The sequence below is a fragment of the Neorhizobium lilium genome (assembly GCF_004053875.1).
Lineage (GTDB): Bacteria > Pseudomonadota > Alphaproteobacteria > Rhizobiales > Rhizobiaceae > Neorhizobium > Neorhizobium lilii.
Map to the genome: position 1 here is coordinate 740,353 of NZ_SBIP01000003.1, position 18,281 is coordinate 758,633.

At 63.0% G+C, this 18,281-nt stretch carries 16 protein-coding genes; 9 read left to right on the forward strand and 7 right to left on the reverse strand.

Annotation, left to right across the window (positions count from 1 at the left end):
• Nucleotides 1–6 precede the first annotated feature (6 nt).
• The 6 genes from EPK99_RS16095 to glyS all read left to right on the forward strand — a co-directional run bounded on the left by EPK99_RS16095 (nucleotide 7) and on the right by glyS (nucleotide 7,122).
• On the forward strand, nucleotides 7–558 hold the full coding sequence (locus EPK99_RS16095) for a LemA family protein (RefSeq protein WP_128444082.1): 552 nt from the start codon (nucleotides 7–9) through the stop codon (nucleotides 556–558).
• Nucleotides 559–645: 87 nt separating this feature from the next.
• Nucleotides 646–1,920 carry a 3-phosphoshikimate 1-carboxyvinyltransferase gene (locus EPK99_RS16100; RefSeq protein WP_128444083.1) on the forward strand — a complete coding sequence of 425 codons (1,275 nt, stop codon included), beginning with the start codon at nucleotides 646–648 and terminating at the stop codon, nucleotides 1,918–1,920.
• A 44-nt stretch (nucleotides 1,921–1,964) separates the two neighbouring features.
• On the forward strand, nucleotides 1,965–3,887 hold the full coding sequence (locus EPK99_RS16105) for a DUF2207 domain-containing protein (RefSeq protein WP_128444084.1): 1,923 nt from the start codon (nucleotides 1,965–1,967) through the stop codon (nucleotides 3,885–3,887).
• Between the two features lie 62 nt (nucleotides 3,888–3,949).
• Nucleotides 3,950–4,174, forward strand: coding sequence for an antitoxin MazE family protein (locus EPK99_RS16110; RefSeq protein ID WP_128444085.1), 225 nt, complete (start codon nucleotides 3,950–3,952; stop codon nucleotides 4,172–4,174).
• Nucleotides 4,171–4,494: a type II toxin-antitoxin system PemK/MazF family toxin gene (locus tag EPK99_RS16115; protein ID WP_128444086.1), complete on the forward strand. Its 324-nt coding sequence runs from the start codon at nucleotides 4,171–4,173 to the stop codon at nucleotides 4,492–4,494. Before EPK99_RS16110 ends, EPK99_RS16115 begins: the two co-directional genes overlap by 4 nt.
• A gap of 147 nt (nucleotides 4,495–4,641) precedes the next feature.
• Nucleotides 4,642–7,122, forward strand: a complete 2,481-nt coding sequence (gene glyS / locus EPK99_RS16120) for a glycine--tRNA ligase subunit beta (RefSeq protein WP_128444087.1) — start codon at nucleotides 4,642–4,644, stop codon at nucleotides 7,120–7,122.
• Between the two features lie 76 nt (nucleotides 7,123–7,198).
• On the opposite strand, the gene EPK99_RS16125 is transcribed toward glyS, so the two are convergent.
• The 3 genes from EPK99_RS16125 to EPK99_RS16135 form a co-directional block, all read right to left on the reverse strand.
• Nucleotides 7,199–7,690 carry a plant virulence effector HPE1-like domain-containing protein gene (locus EPK99_RS16125; RefSeq protein WP_128444088.1) on the reverse strand — a complete coding sequence of 164 codons (492 nt, stop codon included), beginning with the start codon at nucleotides 7,688–7,690 and terminating at the stop codon, nucleotides 7,199–7,201.
• A 95-nt stretch (nucleotides 7,691–7,785) separates the two neighbouring features.
• Nucleotides 7,786–9,057 (reverse strand): phosphoribosylamine--glycine ligase, encoded by a 1,272-nt coding sequence (gene purD, locus EPK99_RS16130; protein WP_128444089.1) that lies wholly within the window; start codon nucleotides 9,055–9,057, stop codon nucleotides 7,786–7,788.
• A 93-nt stretch (nucleotides 9,058–9,150) separates the two neighbouring features.
• On the reverse strand, nucleotides 9,151–9,372 hold the full coding sequence (locus EPK99_RS16135) for a hypothetical protein (protein ID WP_128444090.1): 222 nt from the start codon (nucleotides 9,370–9,372) through the stop codon (nucleotides 9,151–9,153).
• A 222-nt stretch (nucleotides 9,373–9,594) separates the two neighbouring features.
• Here EPK99_RS16135 and EPK99_RS16140 point away from each other — a divergent pair, with 222 nt between their 5' ends.
• The 3 genes from EPK99_RS16140 to ubiA all read left to right on the forward strand — a co-directional run bounded on the left by EPK99_RS16140 (nucleotide 9,595) and on the right by ubiA (nucleotide 14,587).
• Nucleotides 9,595–11,892: a Tex family protein gene (locus EPK99_RS16140; RefSeq protein WP_128444091.1), complete on the forward strand. Its 2,298-nt coding sequence runs from the start codon at nucleotides 9,595–9,597 to the stop codon at nucleotides 11,890–11,892.
• Between the two features lie 156 nt (nucleotides 11,893–12,048).
• A complete protein-coding gene (locus EPK99_RS16145) occupies nucleotides 12,049–13,305 on the forward strand; it encodes a cyclopropane fatty acid synthase (protein WP_128444092.1) in 1,257 nt (418 codons plus the stop codon).
• 331 nt (nucleotides 13,306–13,636) lie between these two features.
• Nucleotides 13,637–14,587, forward strand: coding sequence for a 4-hydroxybenzoate octaprenyltransferase (ubiA, locus tag EPK99_RS16150; protein WP_128444093.1), 951 nt, complete (start codon nucleotides 13,637–13,639; stop codon nucleotides 14,585–14,587).
• A 62-nt stretch (nucleotides 14,588–14,649) separates the two neighbouring features.
• On the opposite strand, the gene EPK99_RS16155 is transcribed toward ubiA, so the two are convergent.
• The 4 genes from EPK99_RS16155 to EPK99_RS16170 form a co-directional block, all read right to left on the reverse strand.
• Nucleotides 14,650–15,219, reverse strand: a complete 570-nt coding sequence (locus EPK99_RS16155; RefSeq protein WP_128444094.1) for a DUF6101 family protein — start codon at nucleotides 15,217–15,219, stop codon at nucleotides 14,650–14,652.
• A 223-nt stretch (nucleotides 15,220–15,442) separates the two neighbouring features.
• Nucleotides 15,443–15,829 carry a winged helix-turn-helix domain-containing protein gene (locus EPK99_RS16160; RefSeq protein WP_128444095.1) on the reverse strand — a complete coding sequence of 129 codons (387 nt, stop codon included), beginning with the start codon at nucleotides 15,827–15,829 and terminating at the stop codon, nucleotides 15,443–15,445.
• The gene (locus EPK99_RS16165; RefSeq protein ID WP_128444096.1) at nucleotides 15,826–17,259 is read right to left on the reverse strand and encodes an FAD-binding oxidoreductase; all 1,434 of its coding nucleotides are present in this window, start codon (nucleotides 17,257–17,259) and stop codon (nucleotides 15,826–15,828) included. Before EPK99_RS16165 ends, EPK99_RS16160 begins: the two co-directional genes overlap by 4 nt.
• Before the next feature lie 22 nt (nucleotides 17,260–17,281).
• A complete protein-coding gene (locus EPK99_RS16170; protein WP_128444097.1) occupies nucleotides 17,282–18,259 on the reverse strand; it encodes an L-threonylcarbamoyladenylate synthase in 978 nt (325 codons plus the stop codon).
• Nucleotides 18,260–18,281 lie beyond the last annotated feature (22 nt).

Below are 18,281 nucleotides of genomic sequence, written 5' to 3' on the forward strand. Positions count from 1 at the left end.
AGGCGCATGTACATCATTTTGGGAATAGTTGTTCTGATCGGACTATACGTCATGATGGCGTATAATGGGCTGGTCAAATCTCGCCAGATGGCGGAAGAAGCCTGGTCCGGCATCGATGTACAGCTGAAAAGACGCGCCGATCTCATCCCGAACCTGATCGAAACTGTCAAGGGCTATGCGGCCCACGAAAAGGGCACGTTCGAGGAAGTGGTAAAGCTGCGCAACCAGGCGCAGGCAGTTCCCGCCGGCGACGTCGCGGGCAGGGCGCAGGCCGAAGGGCTGCTCGGCCAGGCGCTCGGCAAGGTGATCGCGCTTGCGGAAGCCTATCCGGACTTGAAGGCCAACCAGAACTTCTCCGAACTGCAGGCATCGCTCGAAACCATCGAAGGCGAGTTGCAGATGTCGCGTCGTTATTACAACGGCGCCGCCCGCGACCTGAACGTCAAGGTGGAAAGCTTCCCGTCCAACCTGATTGCCGGCCAGTTCGGATTTGCCAAGCGCCAGTATTTCGAGATCACCAATGAAGCGGATCGCGCCGTCCCGAGCGTCAAGTTCTGAAATCGGTCATTGGACCTTTGTGCGCGACGGTTTAAGAGCGCGCTAGGCCGACCCGTGTCGGCACCCTGTTTGCGTTAAGAGACGAATATCATGGGCAGAGCCAAACTTACCATCCTGCCGTCGGGCAAGCCGCTTGCGGGACGCGCCGTGCCGCCGGGGTCGAAATCGATCACCAACCGCGCGCTGCTTCTGGCAGGCCTTGCCATAGGCACCAGCCGGTTGACCGGAGCGCTGAGAAGCGACGACACGCGCTACATGGCCGACGCATTGCGGGCCATGGGAGTAGCGGTGGACGAGCCGGACGAGACGACCTTTGTCGTCACCGGCAGCGGCAGGCTTCTGCCCCCGCAGGCCCCGCTGTTTCTCGGCAATGCCGGCACCGCGACCCGCTTCCTGACCGCGGCCGTCGCTTCGGTCGATGGCACTGTCGTCGTCGATGGGGACGAACACATGCGCAAGCGGCCGATCGGTCCGCTCGTCGCCGCCCTGAAATCGCTCGGCGTCGATGCCGAGGCGCTGACGGGCTGCCCGCCGGTGACGGTGCGCGGCAAGGGCCATTTTGCCTCCGGCCGCGTCGAAATCGATGCCGGATTGTCGAGCCAGTACGTTTCCGCGCTGCTGATGGCGGGACCGCTCGTCCAGCAAGGTGCCGATGCGCCCTTGACCGTGGCGCTCGCCGGCACGGAAATCGGCGCCCGCGGCTATGTCGATCTCACGCTTGCGGCCATGCAGGCCTTCGGCGCCACGGTCGAGCAGATCGACGCCGCGACCTGGAAGGTCGAACCGACCGGCTACAAGGCTGCGGATTTCGTTATCGAGCCGGATGCTTCGGCCGCCACCTATCTCTGGGCTGCCGAAGTGCTGACCGGCGGCGCCATCGATCTCGGCGTGCCGGCCACCGCCTTTACCCAGCCGGATGCCAAGGCTTACGAAGTCATCGCGCAATTCCCGCACCTGCCGGCCGAAATCGATGGCTCACAGATGCAGGACGCAGTGCCGACGCTTGCCGTACTCGCCGCCTTCAACCAGACGCCGGTGCGTTTCACCGGCATCGCCAACCTGCGTGTCAAGGAATGCGACCGGGTGAGGGCGCTATCGCTTGGCCTCAACGCCATTCGCGAAGGATTGGCGACGGAAGAGGGCGACGACCTGATCGTCGCCTCCGATCCCTCGCTTGCCGGCCAGACCCTGCCGGCCGAAATCGATACATTTGCCGACCACCGCATCGCCATGAGCTTTGCGCTGGCGGGGCTGATGATCGGCGGCATCACCATTCTCGATCCGGATTGCGTCGCCAAGACCTTCCCCAGCTACTGGGACGTGCTGGCTTCGCTCGGGGTTGAATACACAGACATAATTTAAGCGAAAGATCTGGATCGGCCGGGCCGAGGGAAAGGAATGTCTTGATGCGGTGGTTCTCCGGCTTTTGCCTGACCCTGTTCTTCGGCCTGACCGCTATTCTGCCCGCAGCGGCGGAGGAATATATCCGCTCCTACCATTCGGACATGACGATTGCCCCGAACGGCGATCTGACTGTCGCCGAGACGATCATCGTCAATGCCGAGGGCGACCGGATCAAGCGCGGCATCTTCCGGGATTTCCCCCTGACCATGCAGGATGCGCAAGGCCGCGCCGTACGTGTCGGTTTCGACCTGCTGTCGCTTACCCGGGATGGCCGGCCGGAAGAATGGCATACGGAAAGCATAAGCGGCGGCACGCGCATCTATGCCGGCTCAAAGGACGTGCTTCTGCGCGACGGTCAGCACACCTATGTCCTGACCTATCGGACGGACCGGCAGATCCGTTTCTTTGCCGATCACGACGAACTCTACTGGAACGTCACCGGCAATGGCTGGCAGTTCCGCATTGCCAGTGCTTCGGCACGCGTGACGCTGCCCGATGGCGCGGAGGTCATGCGCACCGCCGCCTATACCGGCCCGCTCGGATCGACCGCCCGCAATGCGCAGGCGCAACAGGATGGCGATGTCGCAGAGTTTGCAACGACTCGCCCTCTTGCCGAAGCGGAAGGACTGACCATCGTCGTCGGCATTCCGAAGGGCGTCATCACGCCGCCCTCCGAAGCTCAGGCCAGCGCCTGGTGGTGGCGCGACAATGCCGGCACCATCATCGCCGTTATAGGCTTCGTTCTCGTCCTCGCCTATTACGGAATATTCTGGAGGCGCGTCGGCCGCGATCCGGCCGCGGGCGTCGTCGTGCCGCGCTGGGATGCACCGGACGGTCTGTCACCGGCGCTGGTCAACTATATTGATAACAAGGGCTTTTCCGGCGGCGGCTGGACGGCCTTTTCCGCAAGCGCGCTCGATCTTGCAGTCAAGGGCTATGTGGTCCTGGAGGACCTCAAGAGCTCCATCACCATCAGCCGCACGGCCAAGCGCGATGGCAAGCAGGTGCCCACCGCGCAAGCCGCAGTTCTGGGCGCCGTCGATGCTGCCGGCGGTCGTTTCGTGATCGACGAGGCCAATGGCGAAACGGTTCAGGCGGCAGGCGCTGCCTTCCGCCAGGCGATCGAAAAGGAACATCGCGGCAAGTATTACAATGCCAACCGCAGCTATGTCATCGGTGGGATACTGATCAGCGCTCTCGCGCTCTTTGGCGTCGTCGCCTTCGGCAATCTCGAACCGGACATGATCGCGACGCTGATCGTTCCGGTGGTTTTGGCGATCTTCTTCGGGGTGATGGCGGTCGGCTTCGGCAAGGGCCTGCGGCGGGGATCGTCGGTCGTCACCAAGATCATTTCCATCGTCGTCCTCGGCTTTGTCGGCCTTGTCGCGATTTCGGTCGGATCGGCGGTTCTGGTCGCGCTCATGTCGGAAATGACCGGCGACGAGCACTGGCCGGTCCTGGTTTCGGTCGGCGGCATCGTGCTTGCCAACGTCATCTTCTTCTTCCTGATGGCGGCGCCGACGCCGCTCGGTCGCAAGCTCATGGATGGCATCGAGGGGCTGCGAATCTATCTGACACTCGCCGAAAAGGACCGGATGAACATGGCCGGAGCCCCCACCATGTCGCCGCAGCATTTCGAAACGCTATTGCCCTATGCCGTGGCGCTGGGGGTGGAAAAGCCCTGGAGCAGTGCCTTCGAGACCTGGCTTGCCAGTGCCGCAGCGGGCGCCGCCGCCGCGTCCTACCACCCCGGCTGGTATTCGGGCTATGCCGGCTCAAGCTTCGGAGACCGCATCGGCGGCTTCTCGTCCTCCATGGCCTCAACGATTGCCTCCACCATTCCCACGCCGAAGGTATCGTCCACCTCCTCGGGCTTTTCCGGCGGCTCCTCCGGTGGAGGCGGAGGCGGCGGAGGCGGGTGGTAAAGGTGCTTGATCGCCGGCCGCTGCGGCAGTATTGTTACATGTAACGATAACCGAACGCATTCATGCCTGTACCTGTCAGCACAAGAGTTCAGAAGCGGCGGAAAGCCCTGAGGTCTGCTGGGCTGCGCCCTGTGCAGATATGGGTGCCCGATACCCGTCGGCCCGACTTCGACGCCGAATGCCGGCGCCAGGCGATGCTCGTGGCCGTTGCCGATGCCTCGGATTCCGATCTTGGCGCTTTGCTGGACGCTGCCTTGGCCGATCTGGACGATGACGACCGGTCATGAGGCGCGGCGATCTTGTATCGGTTGCAATCTCCGGCGATTTCGGCAAGCCGCGTCCGGCGCTGGTCATTCAATCCGATCGGTTCGCGGAAACCGGCACTGTCACCGTCCTGCTTCTTTCCGCAACGTTGGTGGATGCGCCGCTGATCCGGCTCCCCGTCGAACCATCGGCGGAAAATGGCTTGCGCAAGCCCTCTCAGGTGATGATCGACAAGGCCATGTCGGTGAAGCGGGACAAGCTGGGTCAGAGCTTCGGGAAGCTTGGCGATGACGCCATGATTGCCGTCACGCGGTCGCTTGCGGTTTTCCTGGGCGTTGTCTGAGCGTCTCCAGAGTTGGCCGAGGCCTCGACACGATATTTGCCGTTGTGCAGCGGCGCCCAATTTTGCTAGCAGAGGCACAAGATTTTCACCCCACAACGGACCTGCGGTCCGACCCTCCTCCTCAAGGGGAGGGTGAGGAAAAATGACATGCCCGATCTGCTTCTTGAACTTCGTTCCGAGGAAATTCCGGCCCGCATGCAGCGCAAGGCGGCGGGAGATCTGCGAAAGCTCGTGACCGATGCACTGGTCGAGGCAGGGCTGACCTACGAAGGCGCGCGGGAATACTGGACGCCGCGCCGGCTGACGCTCGACATTCGCGGGCTGAACGCCCGCTCGGCCGACCAGCGGGAAGAGATCAAGGGCCCTTCCACCAAGGCACCGGAACAGGCCGTGCAGGGCTTTCTGCGCAAGGCTGGCCTTGCTGACGTCTCGCAAGCCCAGGTCGTCAACGATCCGAAGAAGGGCGATTTCTACGTCGCCATCATCTCAAAGCCCGGCCGCGCGGCCGAAGAGATCATCGCCGATGTCATGCCCGGCATCATCCGCAATTTCCCGTGGCCGAAGCCCATGCGCTGGGGTGCCGCCTCCATGCCGAAGGGCGATACCTATGACGGCGTGGAAGGCCGCGGTTCGGAAAGCCTGCGCTGGGTGCGTCCGCTACAGTCGATCGTCTGCGTCTTCGGGACCGAGCATGAGGAAACGCAGGTCATCCCCTTCGAGATCGACGGACTTGTTGCGGGCAACATCACCTATGGGCATCGCTTCCACGCTCCCGCCGCCATCACCGTCCGCCGCTTCGACGACTATGTGGCGAGCCTCGAAAAGGCAAAGGTCATGCTCGATGCGGACCGCCGCAAGGATGTGATCCTGCACGATGCCCGAGATCTCGCTTTCGCCAATGGTCTCGATCTGGTCGAGGACGAGGGCCTGCTGGAAGAAGCTTCCGGTCTGGTCGAATGGCCGCATGTGCTGATGGGCGAGTTCGAGGCCGGCTATCTGGAAATTCCGGCGGAAATCATCCGGCTGACCATCAAGACCAACCAGAAATGCTTCGTCACCCGCCCCCACGGTGCAGAAGAGGGGCTCTCCAACCGCTTCATCCTGGTCTCCAATATCGACGCCAAAGATGGCGGCAAAGAAATCGTTCACGGCAATGGCAAGGTGGTGCGCGCGCGCCTGTCGGACGCTAAGCATTTCTGGACCCGCGACCAAGGCGACCTGCCCGATCTCGGCACGCTGCAAGCCTCCGCCGCCAAGTTCGACCTCGACCTGAAGAAGCCGCTCGACCAGCGCATGGCCAAGCTCGACGCGTTGAACGTGACCTTCCATGCCAAGCTCGGCACACAAGGGAAGCGCGTGGCCCGCATCCGGGCGCTGGCGCAGGAGATCGGGCGCGCCGTCTATGCGGCAAGTCATGCCCCCTCATCCAGTCCTTCGGACCACCTTCTCCCCGCCGAGAAGAAGAGGGAGCAGGCGGGTACGGCATCCTCCACCTCTACGCTTCGGGGAGAGGGTGGCGCGAATGCGCCGGGTGAGGGGGAGTTCCTCGCGCTCGTGGATCGGGCGGTCGTGCTCGCCAAGGCGGACCTGCGCACCGAAGCGGTCGGCGAATTCCCGGAGCTTCAGGGCCTGATGGGCCGACGCTACGCCCTGCTGCAGGGCGAGGATGCCTCCGTTGCCGCCGCGATCGAAGACCACTGGAAGCCGAACGGCCCGTCCGACCGCCTGCCGGAAGACAAGGTCGGCCTGACGGTGGCGCTGGCCGACAAGCTCGACACGCTGGTGGGCTTCTGGGTCATCGATGAGAAGCCGACCGGCTCCAAGGACCCCTATGCGCTGCGGCGGGCGGCGCTGGGTGTGGTTAGGATCATTCTGGAGCGGAAGGTGCGGCTGCCGCTCTTGAAGATCATCGAGCCGCATACCGAGATGCTGATCTTGGAGCTGCTCCGCCGATCGAAAGAAGCAAATCAATTGAATCCGCCTGCCGAAATGCGCAATGCTGCGGAATTGACAGGTAGTGACGATGTTGATTTCTTTTTGAATTATCTGGAATTTGCGGCAACGGATGAAGATCGGTTAAATGCCGCTGAGATCGCCGATACGACTCCGCTTGACCTCCTGTCCTTCTTCCACGACCGCCTGAAGGTCTATCTGCGGGATATGGGCGCGCGGCACGACATTATCGATGCGGTGCTGACGCCTGACGCCGACGACCTGCTTCTGGTCGCTCGTCGCGCCGAAGCGCTGACGGCCTTCATCACCTCGGAAGATGGCAAGAACCTGCTGGCCGGCACCAAGCGCGCCGTTCAGCTTCTGGCCGCCGAGGAGAAGAAGGGCACGGTCGTCGCCGATGGCGTCTCAGAGGAATTGTTGCGGCTCGACGCGGAAAAGGCGCTCTGGAGCGCAATCGTGACCGCCTCCAGCGAAGCATCGCAGGCTATTGCCGGAGAGGATTTCCGCTTCGCCATGGAAGCCCTGTCAAAGCTGCGCGCGCCGGTCGACCGCTTCTTCGAGGACGTGCTGGTCAATGACGAAGATGTGGCGATCCGCGCCAACCGTCTGGCGCTGCTGAAGGCGATCCGTGAAGCGACTGGCACGGTGGCCGACTTCTCCAGGATCGTCTCTTGATCCTGTTCCCCGTTTCGTCACCCTCGGGCTTGTCCCGAGGGTCTGCTGCCGGTCTGGCTTAAGCCCCAGGACCGGATCAGTTGACGTCCTGCAGGCGCAGGTCGAAATGGTCGAGCGCAAGCGCCCCGGATTGGCTGGCGGACGTCGCGTCGACGGCACTGGTCGTTGCGTTCAGGTCGATGCCGTCGGCAGGGGATGCGACTTTGTCGAGCGACTTTTCGTCAAGTCTCCCGGCCGGAGGCCGGACGCCCGCCAATGCGGTGTCGTCCTTTTCCCAGTCCGGCAGCTTGCTGATGTAGATCACAGGCGAGCCGCCGAGCCAGGCTTCGGTGCGGACAATTTTCTTTTCGCCCTTGATATCGCGGATCTCCGTCGTCTGCGTGCCGGATGCCAGGCTCGGGACATGGTAGGTGGAGCGATCGACCTTGGGCGTCGGAGCCGGGCAATCCGTGCAGTGCTGCTGGATAATGCTGGGAACATTCGCGGGGGTGCCGCTGAGGGTGGTGATCGAGGCGCTGAAGGCGCTGCCGCTTGCAGCCGCGAACGCAATTGTCAGGACGAGACGCATAGACGGATTTCCCCACGGATTCCGCAAAAGACTAACGCCGCTTCGTTTCCATCCCGTCAGGAGAATTGGTAAATTTTAAACCAATAGCGACTGCGTCAGCCCCGCTCGCGCTCCACCGCACGCCAGCCGATGTCGCTGCGGCAGAACCCATTGTCCCACGTCACTTGCCCGGCAAGGCGGTAGGCCTTTGCCTGCGCTTCGGCCACGGTCGCTCCGTTAGCGGTAACGTTGAGAACGCGGCCGCCCGTGGCAACAAGCGTCCCGCCCTTGAGCGCGGTGCCGGCGTGGAAGATCTTTTCCCCTTCGCCAGTCGGCGGCAAGGCGTCAATGACCGTGCCCTTCTCGTAAGCGCCGGGATAGCCCTTGGAGGCCATGACCACGGTCAGCGCCACATCGTCGCTCCAGTTGGCGGAAACCCGGTCGAGTGATCCCGTCGCTGCCGCATGAAGCAGGTCCAGCAGGTCGCTTTCCAGCCGCATCATCAGCACCTGGCATTCCGGGTCGCCGAAGCGGACATTGTATTCGATAAGTTCCGGCCCCTTGGCGGTGATCATCAGTCCGGCAAAAAAGACGCCGGTGAACGGATAGCCGCTCTCGGCCATGCCGCGAATGGTGGGTTCGATGATTTCCTTCATCGTCCGCTCCACCATGTCGGGCGTCATCACCGGGGCAGGAGAATAGGCGCCCATGCCGCCGGTGTTCGGCCCCGTATCGCCGTCGCCGACTCGCTTGTGATCCTGCGCGGTTGCGAGCGCCAAGGCGGTCTTGCCGTCGGAGAGGCAGAAGAAGCTCGCCTCCTCGCCATCCAGATAGGCCTCGACCACCACTTCCGCCCCCGCCTCGCCGAAGGCGCCGTCGAAGCAGTCGTCGATGGCGGCCAGTGCTTCGTCCACGGTCATGGCGACGGTAACGCCCTTGCCGGCCGCAAGTCCATCCGCCTTGACCACGATCGGCGCGCCCTGTTCCTCCACATAGGCCTTTGCCTCTGCGGCGGAGGTGAAGCGACGGTATGCGCCTGTGGGAATGTCGTAGCGGGCGCAGAGATCCTTGGTGAAGCCCTTGGATCCTTCGAGCTGTGCTGCGGCGGCTGAGGGTCCGAAGGTGGCAATGCCGCCATCGCGAAGAACATCGGCAAGCCCGGCAACCAGAGGCGCCTCAGGTCCGACCACGACCAGATCGATAGCTTGCCTGCGGCAGAAGGCAAACACCGCCGCATGGTCTTCCGCGTCGAGGGCGACGAGTTCGGCATGCTCTGCGATGCCCGGATTGCCAGGCGCGGCGAAAAGCGTGGTCAGCCGGGGAGACTGCGCGAGTTTCCATGCAAGGGCGTGCTCGCGTCCGCCGGAACCGATCAGGAGAACTTTCATCTGCCGCCCTTCGTTTATGGTCCTCCGGCGGTTAAGGCGAGAGGCGGCGAAGGTCAAGGGCACACACTGCCCTCGACCTTCGAAAGGGCTTCCCTATGCCTTAGGGCTTTGGGTATCCTGAGGCAGGAGCCCGCTCCGTCGCAGCTTCAAGGTGGTCTCGAAAATCACCTTGTTGCGGTAGGCGAGAAAGGGAGTCGGTTCATCGCTGAGCTCTGCATTGCAGATCTTGTCTTTGAGATAACTTATAGCCGCTTCCAGCTCTTCGGAACCCACGGCATCGTCCTGCGCCAAAATGCGAGCGATCTTGCTAGGCATTTATACCTCCGTTCGAGCCGCGTCATACGGCGCCCTTAGTATAAGCAGGCACCCGAATCCGAGAAGTGGCCATGTCCTAATGCACAGATCTTGAGTTAAGAATGGGTAAGGACGGTCCCGGATCGGGACAGTTGCGTCGAAGCTTGTGCACCAAGCCGATGCGCTGTTGCCTTGCCACGAAGTTTGACTATGGTCGCGCCTCCCGATGAAACGAGGTCATACATGGTCGCCGATAACCGTTCGCTAGCCGTCGTGATCGCATCCGAGATCAATGCCAGACCCGATCAGGTCGTGGCGGCGGTCGGCTTGCTGGACGAAGGTGCGACCGTGCCCTTCATCGCGCGCTATCGTAAGGAAGTGACTGGCGGGCTGGACGACACGCAGTTGCGCAATCTTGCCGAGCGGCTGGTCTACCTGCGTGAACTGGAGGCGCGTCGCAGCTCGATTGCGGATTCGATCTCGGGCCAGGGCAAGATGACCGACGAGCTGTCCGCCCGGATCGCCAAGGCGACGACCAAGGCCGAGCTGGAAGACCTCTATCTGCCTTACAAGCCCAAGCGCCGCACCCGGGCGGAGATTGCGCGAGAGCGGGGCTTGGGGCCGCTGGCCGAAGCCATCTGGGGCGACCGTGCCGCCGATCCGGCTAGGTTGGCGCAGGCTTATGTGACCGGAGACGTTGCCGATGTGAAGGCTGCACTCGAAGGCGCCCGCGATATCGTTGCCGAGACCTTTTCGGAAAACGCCGATCTTCTCGGCAAGCTGCGCCAGCATATGCGCGCCGGTGCCGTATTGAAGGCCAGGGTGGTGGACGGCAAGCAGGAGCAGGGCGCCAAGTTTTCGGATTATTTCGACCATACGGAGCGCTGGGCGAACGTGCCGGGCCACCGGGCGCTCGCCATGCTGCGCGGCTGGAATGAGGAATTTCTGACCCTCTCCATCGAGGTCGATCAGGACGATCCGTCGCCGGTGAAACCCGCGCAACGCATGATCGCTGCCGCTTTCGACATCAGGGACCGCGGCGCGGCCGATCGTTGGCTGCTGGAGGTCGCCGGCTGGACCTGGCGCGTCAAACTGTCCGTCTCGCTGTCGCTCGATCTCATGCGGGAAATGCGCGAACGGGCCGAGGAAGATGCCATCCACGTTTTTGCCCGCAACCTCAAGGACCTGTTGCTGGCCGCACCGGCAGGCTCCCGCTCGACCATGGGCCTCGATCCCGGCATCCGCACCGGCGTGAAGGTCGCGATCGTCGATGGCACCGGCAAGCTGCTGGACACGACGACGGTCTATCCGTTCCCGCCCAGGAACGACGTTCGCGGCACACAGGCGGAGCTTGCCGCGCTGGTGCGCAAGCACAATGTGGAACTGATCTCCATCGGCAACGGCACCGGCAGCCGCGAAACGGAACGGCTGGTGGCCGACATGCTGACCAACCTCCCCGGCGCCAAGCCCACCAAGGTCATCGTCTCGGAAGCCGGCGCCTCGGTCTATTCCGCCTCGGAAACGGCCGCCGCCGAGTTCCCGCAGCTGGATGTTTCGCTTCGCGGGGCGGTGTCTATCGCCCGCCGCTTGCAGGATCCGCTCGCAGAACTGGTGAAGATCGAGCCGAAGTCTATCGGCGTCGGCCAGTACCAGCACGACGTGGACCAGAACAAGCTGTCGCGCTCGCTCGATGCCGTGGTCGAGGATGCCGTGAACGCCGTCGGCGTGGATCTCAATACTGCGTCGGCTCCGCTTCTGTCGCGCGTCTCGGGCCTCAGCCGGTCCATCGCCGAAGCCATCGTCATCCACCGCGACCAGAACGGACCGTTCCAGAGCCGCCGGGAACTCCTGAAGGTCGCCCGTCTCGGAAACCGCACCTTCGAACAGGCGGCAGGCTTTCTGCGCATCCCGAACGGTAAGGAGCCGCTCGATTCCTCCGCCGTCCACCCGGAAGCCTATGGCGTGGCCAAGAAGATCGTCGCGGCCTGCGGTCGCGATCTGCGCACTGTGATGGGGGATAGTGCCGCCCTGAAGGCGCTCGATCCGCGCCAGTTCATCGATGAGCAATTCGGCCTGCCGACGGTCAAGGATATCATTTCCGAACTGGAAAAGCCCGGCCGCGACCCACGACCCAGCTTCAAGACGGCAACCTTCGCCGATGGCATCGACGAGATCGGCGATCTGAAGATCGGCATGCTATTGGAAGGCACCGTCACCAATGTGGCCGCTTTCGGCGCCTTCGTGGATATCGGCGTCCACCAGGATGGTCTCGTTCATGTGTCCCAGCTGGCCGACCGCTTCGTCAAGGATCCGCATGACGTGGTGAAGGCCGGCGACGTGGTGAAAGTGCGCGTGGTCGAGGTGGATGTGAAGCGCAAGCGCATCGCGCTCACCATGCGCAAGGATGGTGGCGAAGCTGCACAGCCGCCACAGACGGGCGATCGCGGCAAGCCGGCCAACCCGAAATTCATGAAAACCGAGAAGCCGTCCGAGCAGGGCGCTTTCGGCGCAGCGCTGGCGGAAGCCCTGAAAAAGCGCTGAACGCCACGTGAGCAAGCCCGCCGCTTGATCGGTCAGACCCTGTTTGACCGCAAGCTTTTTTGTGTCATTTTCGTGTCTGGGAACATCTTGCAAGTTCCCCGGATTGGTCTATTCCTTTGCAATTGATAAGTTAGCCTTAGTATCGGTGGTGAGTCCATGGCCTCGTCCCTTCACACGCTTTTCGGCAAGATCATCAAGATAGGCAGCATGACTGTGCGCGGCTCCGGCGGCGAACGGCATTATGGCAATGGGGGAGGGCGCTCTGTCACCGTTCGTTTCACCGACGAGGCGGCCGAGCGCGAGCTGGCCTACGACCCGCAGCTGAAGCTGGGGGAACTCTACATGGACGGCCGCATGATCGTGGAGCGCGGCGACATCTACGAGTTCCTGGCGCTCATCAAGGACAATACGCTCAGCGAGGGACTGACCTTCCCGATGGTGCTGAACGGCATCCGCCGCATCATCGTCTCGCAGTTCCGCAACCGGGTTCCGATCAACCACAATCGCCGCAACGTCGCCCATCACTACGATCTGGACGAGAAGCTCTTTTCGCTCTTCCTCGACGAGGATTGGCAGTATTCCTGCGCCTATTTCAACCCGCCGGGCATTTCGCTGGACGAGGCGCAGATCGCCAAGAAGCGCCATATCGTGGCAAAGCTGCTCGCGGAGCCCGGCCAGCGGGCGCTTGAAATCGGCTCCGGCTGGGGCGGCATGGCCATGTATCTGGCCGAATCCTCCGGCGTCGATGTCACCGGTATCACCTTGTCGACCGAGCAGCTGAAGATCTCGCGCGAGCGCGCCGTCAAACGCGGCCTTGGCAACAAGGTCCGGTTCGAGTTGCAGGATTACTACTATCTGCCAACCGAACGGAAATACGACCGCATCGTCTCTGTCGGCATGTTCGAGCATGTGGGCCGGCTGAACTACCGCAAGTTCTTCAACAAGGTGAACGACGTGCTTGCCGAGGATGGCGTCATGGTGCTGCACTCCATCGGCCAGCCTTACCCCGCGATCTATAACAATCCCTGGATCGAGAAATACATCTTCCCGGGCGGCTATATCCCGTCGATCGCGGAGGTGCTGCCGTCCATCGAAAAGGCGGACCTGCTCGTTTCGGATATCGAAATCCTGCCCATGCACTATGCCCATACGCTGCGCCACTGGCGTGAGCGCTTCATGGCCAACCGCGAGAAGGCGGCAGCACTTTACGACGAGCGCTTCGTGCGGATGTGGGAATTCTACCTGGCCGGTTCCGAAATGGCTTTCACCCACGAGGCGTTCTTCATTTTCCAGATGCAGATCGTCAAGAAGCGCACCGGCGTGCCCGATAACCGCAACTATATCTACGAGCGCGAAGCGGAACTGAAGGCTTTCGAACAGAGCCGCAGGCCGCTGGAGAAGGTTGCCGGGTGAGTGGGAGGTTCGGGCCTTGGGCGCAACCCCTCACCAACAAAATCTAAGACTTAGCTGACGCTAAGATCATGATTTTGTAACCTCTCCCACAAGGGGAGAGGCAGGGTGCCTCGCTCGACGGCTCAGATCGCGGCAACGTTTCCGAAGGAGCACGAGCAGCGCCGCGGGCGCGCTTTCTCTCCCCTTGTGGGGGAGAAAGCGATTTCAACATCTTAGCTTCAGCTAAGTGTTGGAAATCGCAAGTGAGGGGGTCGATACCGCCCGCCAGCCCGTGACATCGAGCCATCCCGCCTGCTTGACCATGTCTTTGGGGCAGCGCTAGTACATTCGCATGAGCAAGAGCGAGCAATTCAGCGGCCGCGTGGCCGATGCCCCATCCGACAATTTCGTCTACCGGCTGCTGCCGCGTGCGGCATGGCCCTATGCGCAGCTGGCGCGGTGGGACCGCCCCATCGGCTGGCAGCTTCTGATGTGGCCATGCTTCTGGTCTGCGGCGCTGGCGGCCAATGCGGCGGAAGAAATGGGTGTATTTTCTCCCGGCCTCTTCCTGTTCCATCTCGTGCTGTTCTTCATCGGCGCGGTCGCCATGCGCGGCGCCGGCTGCACCTATAACGACCTGATCGACCACGAGATCGACATGGAGGTGGCACGTACCCGCTCGCGGCCGCTCCCCTCGGGCCGCGTGTCGCGCTTCGAAGCCAAGGTGTTTCTGGCGCTGCAGGCGCTTGCCGGCCTGCTTGTCCTGCTTCAGTTCAACGGATTTGCCATTGGGCTCGGCATCCTGTCGCTGGCAACAGTTGCCATCTATCCTTTCGCAAAGCGCTTCACCGACTGGCCACAGTTCTTTTTGGGGCTCGCCTTTTCCTGGGGCGCGCTGATGGGATGGGCGGCGACCTTCGGCACCGTGTCCTGGGCTGCAATCTGGCTTTACGCAGGGGCGGTTGCATGGACCATTGGCTACGACACGATCTACGCCCATCAGGACAAGGAGGACGATGAACTGATCGGCGTCCGCTCCACCGCGCGCCTGTTCGGCGAGGATACCAAAGCCTGGCTTTTCGGTCTTTACGGCCTGGCGCTGCTGCTGCTGCTTTTTGCCTTCATCGCCGGTAGCGCCGGCGTCCTGGCCTATCTGGGCCTCGCCGCAGCCGCTGTCATGTTCGCCTGGCAGATCCTGGTTCTGGACATCGGCAATGCCGACCAGTGCCTGAAACTGTTCAAATTCAATACACGCGTCGGCGCAACCATCTTCATAGGGCTCTGCCTCTCGGCCCTTCTGTAAACGAAAAGCCCGGGCAAAACCCGGGCTTGGTCGCGTCAACATGAAACAGGCTAGGGAAAACCTTACCGCCGGGCGATGATTTCCTTACCTTCGATCTTCATGGCGACGCCCAGCTTTCCAGTCGTGCGGCGCACCAGGAAGCGCGGGCGGCGGGCCGCGAAGTAGGAGTGGCGGCGGCGCTGCTTGACGCCCTCGGTGCGCACATCGCCGAGATGTTTTTCCAGCGGCCGGGCAATGCCGTCGGCTTCCACCATCAGCATGGGGATGCGGAAGGCTTCTGACCAGGAGCGCCAGTCGGCGGCGATATCGCAAAGATCGTGCGCCACCAGAAGCGGAATGCAGAGCTCCGGATCGTCGTGGTGGAGTTCGAGCGTGACGGTGACTTCGCCGTCACCGTGGTCGATAGCCCGGGCTGCGACGCCCTTGAAGGCGCGTGCGGGGAGCGCGAAGGAGAGCGGCAGGCCGCTTCCGGGAAGGATCTTGCGCATCACCGCGCCGCGCTCGTCGATGGAGATCGTGACATCTCCTGATGTCTCGTCATGCAGCCGGTAGGTCACCTGCTGCGGGATGCGAGACGGATCGATCCTCAATGTCGATCCTGCCCAAACGGGCTTCAGAACAGTTTTCGTCATCGGCTATGCTACCCTTGTTTTACCTGAGAGCCGTTTCCGGTTTCTCTGTGGGACTTTTGTCCTCTGATGGCTTCAGGATAGGCCGCACGCCTTCTAGACCGCTTAAAAATTGCGGTTAAGGAAGGCTTGCCTCGGTGGATGGTTACCGAATGGCCTTCCAATTTGGGTTTCCGAGGGGTGAATCGCGGGATTTGTGCAGCGCTGGCACAGGCCGCTTCGGACTCTATAGGCTGCGCGGCGTTCCTTTATCGTCCGGGCGGAAGTCAGGGTCCGCCTGGTCTGCAAGCCAGTCCAGTTCGGCCCGGATCGCCCGGTTGGAGATCTCTTCCATACGGCGGTAGCACGCCAACAGGTCCTGCCCGAACGGGGTAAGGCCGGCGCCGCCGCCGCTTTTGCCGCCATGCCGCGTGAAGACGGAGGGCTCGCGGAACATGCGGTTGATCTCGTCGGTCAGGAGCCACGCCCGGCGGTAGGACATGCCCATGGCGGCGCCTGCGGCCCGGATGGAGCCATGCTGCGAGATCAGTTCCAGCAATTGCGCCTTGCCCGGCCCTAGCCGAACCCCGTTCTGGAGATCAACACGGATCGTGGCCTTGAGCGGCGGGTTCAAGGAAGCGCCACCACCTTGCCGGGGTTCATGATGCCGGCCGGGTCGAAGGCTTTCTTGATCCGGTACATCAGCTCCATCTCGATCGGCGAGCGGATATGCGCTAGCTCGTCCCGCTTCAACTGGCCGATGCCGTGTTCGGCTGAGATCGATCCGCCGGCCGCCAGCACGATACCGTGCACGATCCCGTTGATCTCCCGCCAGCGAGCCAGGAAGGCTGCCTTGTCGGCCCCCACCGGTTGCGAAATATTGTAGTGGATATTGCCGTCGCCCAGATGCCCGAAGGCGCAGATGCGGGCGCCCGGGATGGCCGCGAGGACTGCCTGCGCGGCCTCCTCCATGAAGGCGGGGATTTTCGACACCGGCACGGAGACGTCGTGCTTGATGGAGCCGCCCTCGGGCTTCTGCGCATCGGACAGGCTCTCGCGCATGTGCCACAACGCCTTTTCCTGCGCGAGCGAGGACGCGATCACGGCATCCCGGACGAGCCCTGCCTCGATGCCCTGTTCGAGTAGCGACTGGATCATGACCTCGGCCGTCTCCGCCGTGTCGGATGTGGAAATGTCGATCAGCACGTACCAGGGATGCGCATCGGGCAATGGATCGCGCACGCCGGCGATGTTGCGGCTGGTGAATTCGACCCCAATGCGCGGCATGAGCTCGAAACCGGTCAAGGCGCCGCCGCACAGGTTCGAGGCCAGCCCGAACAGCGCCAAGGCATCCGTCGGCGAGTTGACGCCGGCAAACGCCACCTTGTGACCGGCCGGCCGCGGGAACAGCTTGAGGACCGCGCCGGTGATCACACCGAGCGTACCTTCCGCGCCTATGAAGAGATCGCGCAGATCGTAGCCGGTATTGTCCTTCTTCAGCCGCCGCAGCCCGTTCCAGATCTCGCCGGTGGGCAGCACAACTTCGAGCCCGAGGCATAGCTGGCGCATATTGCCATAGGCGAGTACGGCCGTGCCGCCGGCATTGGTGGAGAGGTTGCCGCCGATCCGGCAGGAGCCTTCCGAGCCGAGTGACAGCGGAAAGAGTCGGTCGACAGCGTCTGCCGCCTTCTGCACGTCGGCGAGGATAGCGCCGCCCTCTGCCACCAGCACATTGGCGACGGGATCGACATCGCGGATGCGGTTCATCCGTTCGAGCGACAGGATGAGATCGCCGCCGGTCTCCCGCGGCGTCTGTCCCCCGACAAGCCCGGTATTGCCCGTCTGCGGCACGATCGGCGTGCCGGTTTCGCTGGCAAGCTTCATGATGGCGGCCACCTCTTCCGTCGAACCTGGCTTCAGCAGCATCCGCGAGGCGCCTTTATACAGACCGCGCCCCTCGACGAGGCGAGGCGCGAGGTCGGCGGCATCGCGCAGCACGTGGTTTTCGCCGACGATGGCCGCAAAGCGGTCGAGAAGCTCCGGCTTCGGTTGCGACAGATCCATCGTCGTTCTCCTGGTGTTTAACCTATTCCCGCGGCGCTGCGGCGCGCGCCAGCCGGTCGTTGATTGCCTCGCCTAGCCCGTGCGCCGGAATACTGGCGACAGCGATCCGCGTCGCGCCCGTGCTATCGGCCTGCTTCAGATAATCGAAGAGATTGGCAGCCGCTTCCGCAAGGTCGCCGGAGGGGCTGAGGTCAAAGACCGCATGCGCACGGTCCGCGCCGGCTGCCGGCTGTCCGCCGAACAGGATCAGGGCTTCGCCCTTTTCGACGGTTTCGGCGTTGAGCCGGACGTCAGCGCCCGGCGCGTAATGGGAGGCAAGCATGCCCGGCGCCTCGATCGTGGCGGATGGACCGTCTGGCCGCACCACCGCAATGCCGGTGACAGCCTCGATCTCTTCCGCGGACACGCCGCCTGGCCGCAGCAGACGAATACGCCCATCCTCGACCCGCACGATGGTCGATTCCACGCCTACCGGTGCAGCGCCCCCATCCAGGATCAGTGTCAGCTTGCTCCCCAGGTCCTCCGCCACATGAGCGGCGCTGGTAGGGCTCACCTTGCCCGACGTATTGGCGCTGGGGGCTGCGAGCGGCCTGCCGAAATGCCGGATGAGCTGGGCGGCAAAGCCCTTTGGAACGCGGATGCCGACCGTGTCCAGACCCGCCGTTGCAAGCGGATGGATGCCCGATTGCTCCACGAGCGGCAGGATCAGGGTGAGCGGCCCCGGCCAGAACGCCTCGGCAAGCTTGCGCGATAGCGGGTCGAACTGCCCGTATCGCTCCGCCATCTGAAGATCCGCCATGTGGCAGATCAGCGGGTTGAAGCGTGGCCGGCCCTTGGTTTCATAGATGCGGGCGATGGCGGCGGCATTGGTGGCGTCGGCCGCCAGGCCATAGACGGTCTCGGTGGGGATGGCCACGGGAAAGCCTTCGCCCAGCACCTGGAGCGCCGCCTCAAGCGCGCCTTCTGGGTCGCGCGCGATGTCGATGATCTTTGCCGTCATGTCCGCTCGTGCATAGCGCGGA

Bases quoted from the DNA above. Each gene is read 5' to 3' on its own strand.
- EPK99_RS16155 (WP_128444094.1), bottom strand. From the start codon at position 15,219: ATGACGAAAACTGTTCTGAAGCCCGTTTGGGCAGGATCGACATTGAGG.
- ubiA (WP_128444093.1), top strand. From the start codon at position 13,637: ATGAGCAAGAGCGAGCAATTCAGCGGCCGCGTGGCCGATGCCCCATCC.
- EPK99_RS16115 (WP_128444086.1), top strand. From the start codon at position 4,171: ATGAGGCGCGGCGATCTTGTATCGGTTGCAATCTCCGGCGATTTCGGC.
- EPK99_RS16145 (WP_128444092.1), top strand. From the start codon at position 12,049: ATGGCCTCGTCCCTTCACACGCTTTTCGGCAAGATCATCAAGATAGGC.
- purD (WP_128444089.1), bottom strand. From the start codon at position 9,057: ATGAAAGTTCTCCTGATCGGTTCCGGCGGACGCGAGCACGCCCTTGCA.
- EPK99_RS16140 (WP_128444091.1), top strand. From the start codon at position 9,595: ATGGTCGCCGATAACCGTTCGCTAGCCGTCGTGATCGCATCCGAGATC.
- glyS (WP_128444087.1), top strand. From the start codon at position 4,642: ATGCCCGATCTGCTTCTTGAACTTCGTTCCGAGGAAATTCCGGCCCGC.
- EPK99_RS16125 (WP_128444088.1), bottom strand. From the start codon at position 7,690: ATGCGTCTCGTCCTGACAATTGCGTTCGCGGCTGCAAGCGGCAGCGCC.
- EPK99_RS16110 (WP_128444085.1), top strand. From the start codon at position 3,950: ATGCCTGTACCTGTCAGCACAAGAGTTCAGAAGCGGCGGAAAGCCCTG.
- EPK99_RS16095 (WP_128444082.1), top strand. From the start codon at position 7: ATGTACATCATTTTGGGAATAGTTGTTCTGATCGGACTATACGTCATG.
- EPK99_RS16170 (WP_128444097.1), bottom strand. From the start codon at position 18,259: ATGACGGCAAAGATCATCGACATCGCGCGCGACCCAGAAGGCGCGCTT.
- EPK99_RS16105 (WP_128444084.1), top strand. From the start codon at position 1,965: ATGCGGTGGTTCTCCGGCTTTTGCCTGACCCTGTTCTTCGGCCTGACC.
- EPK99_RS16165 (WP_128444096.1), bottom strand. From the start codon at position 17,259: ATGGATCTGTCGCAACCGAAGCCGGAGCTTCTCGACCGCTTTGCGGCC.
- EPK99_RS16135 (WP_128444090.1), bottom strand. From the start codon at position 9,372: ATGCCTAGCAAGATCGCTCGCATTTTGGCGCAGGACGATGCCGTGGGT.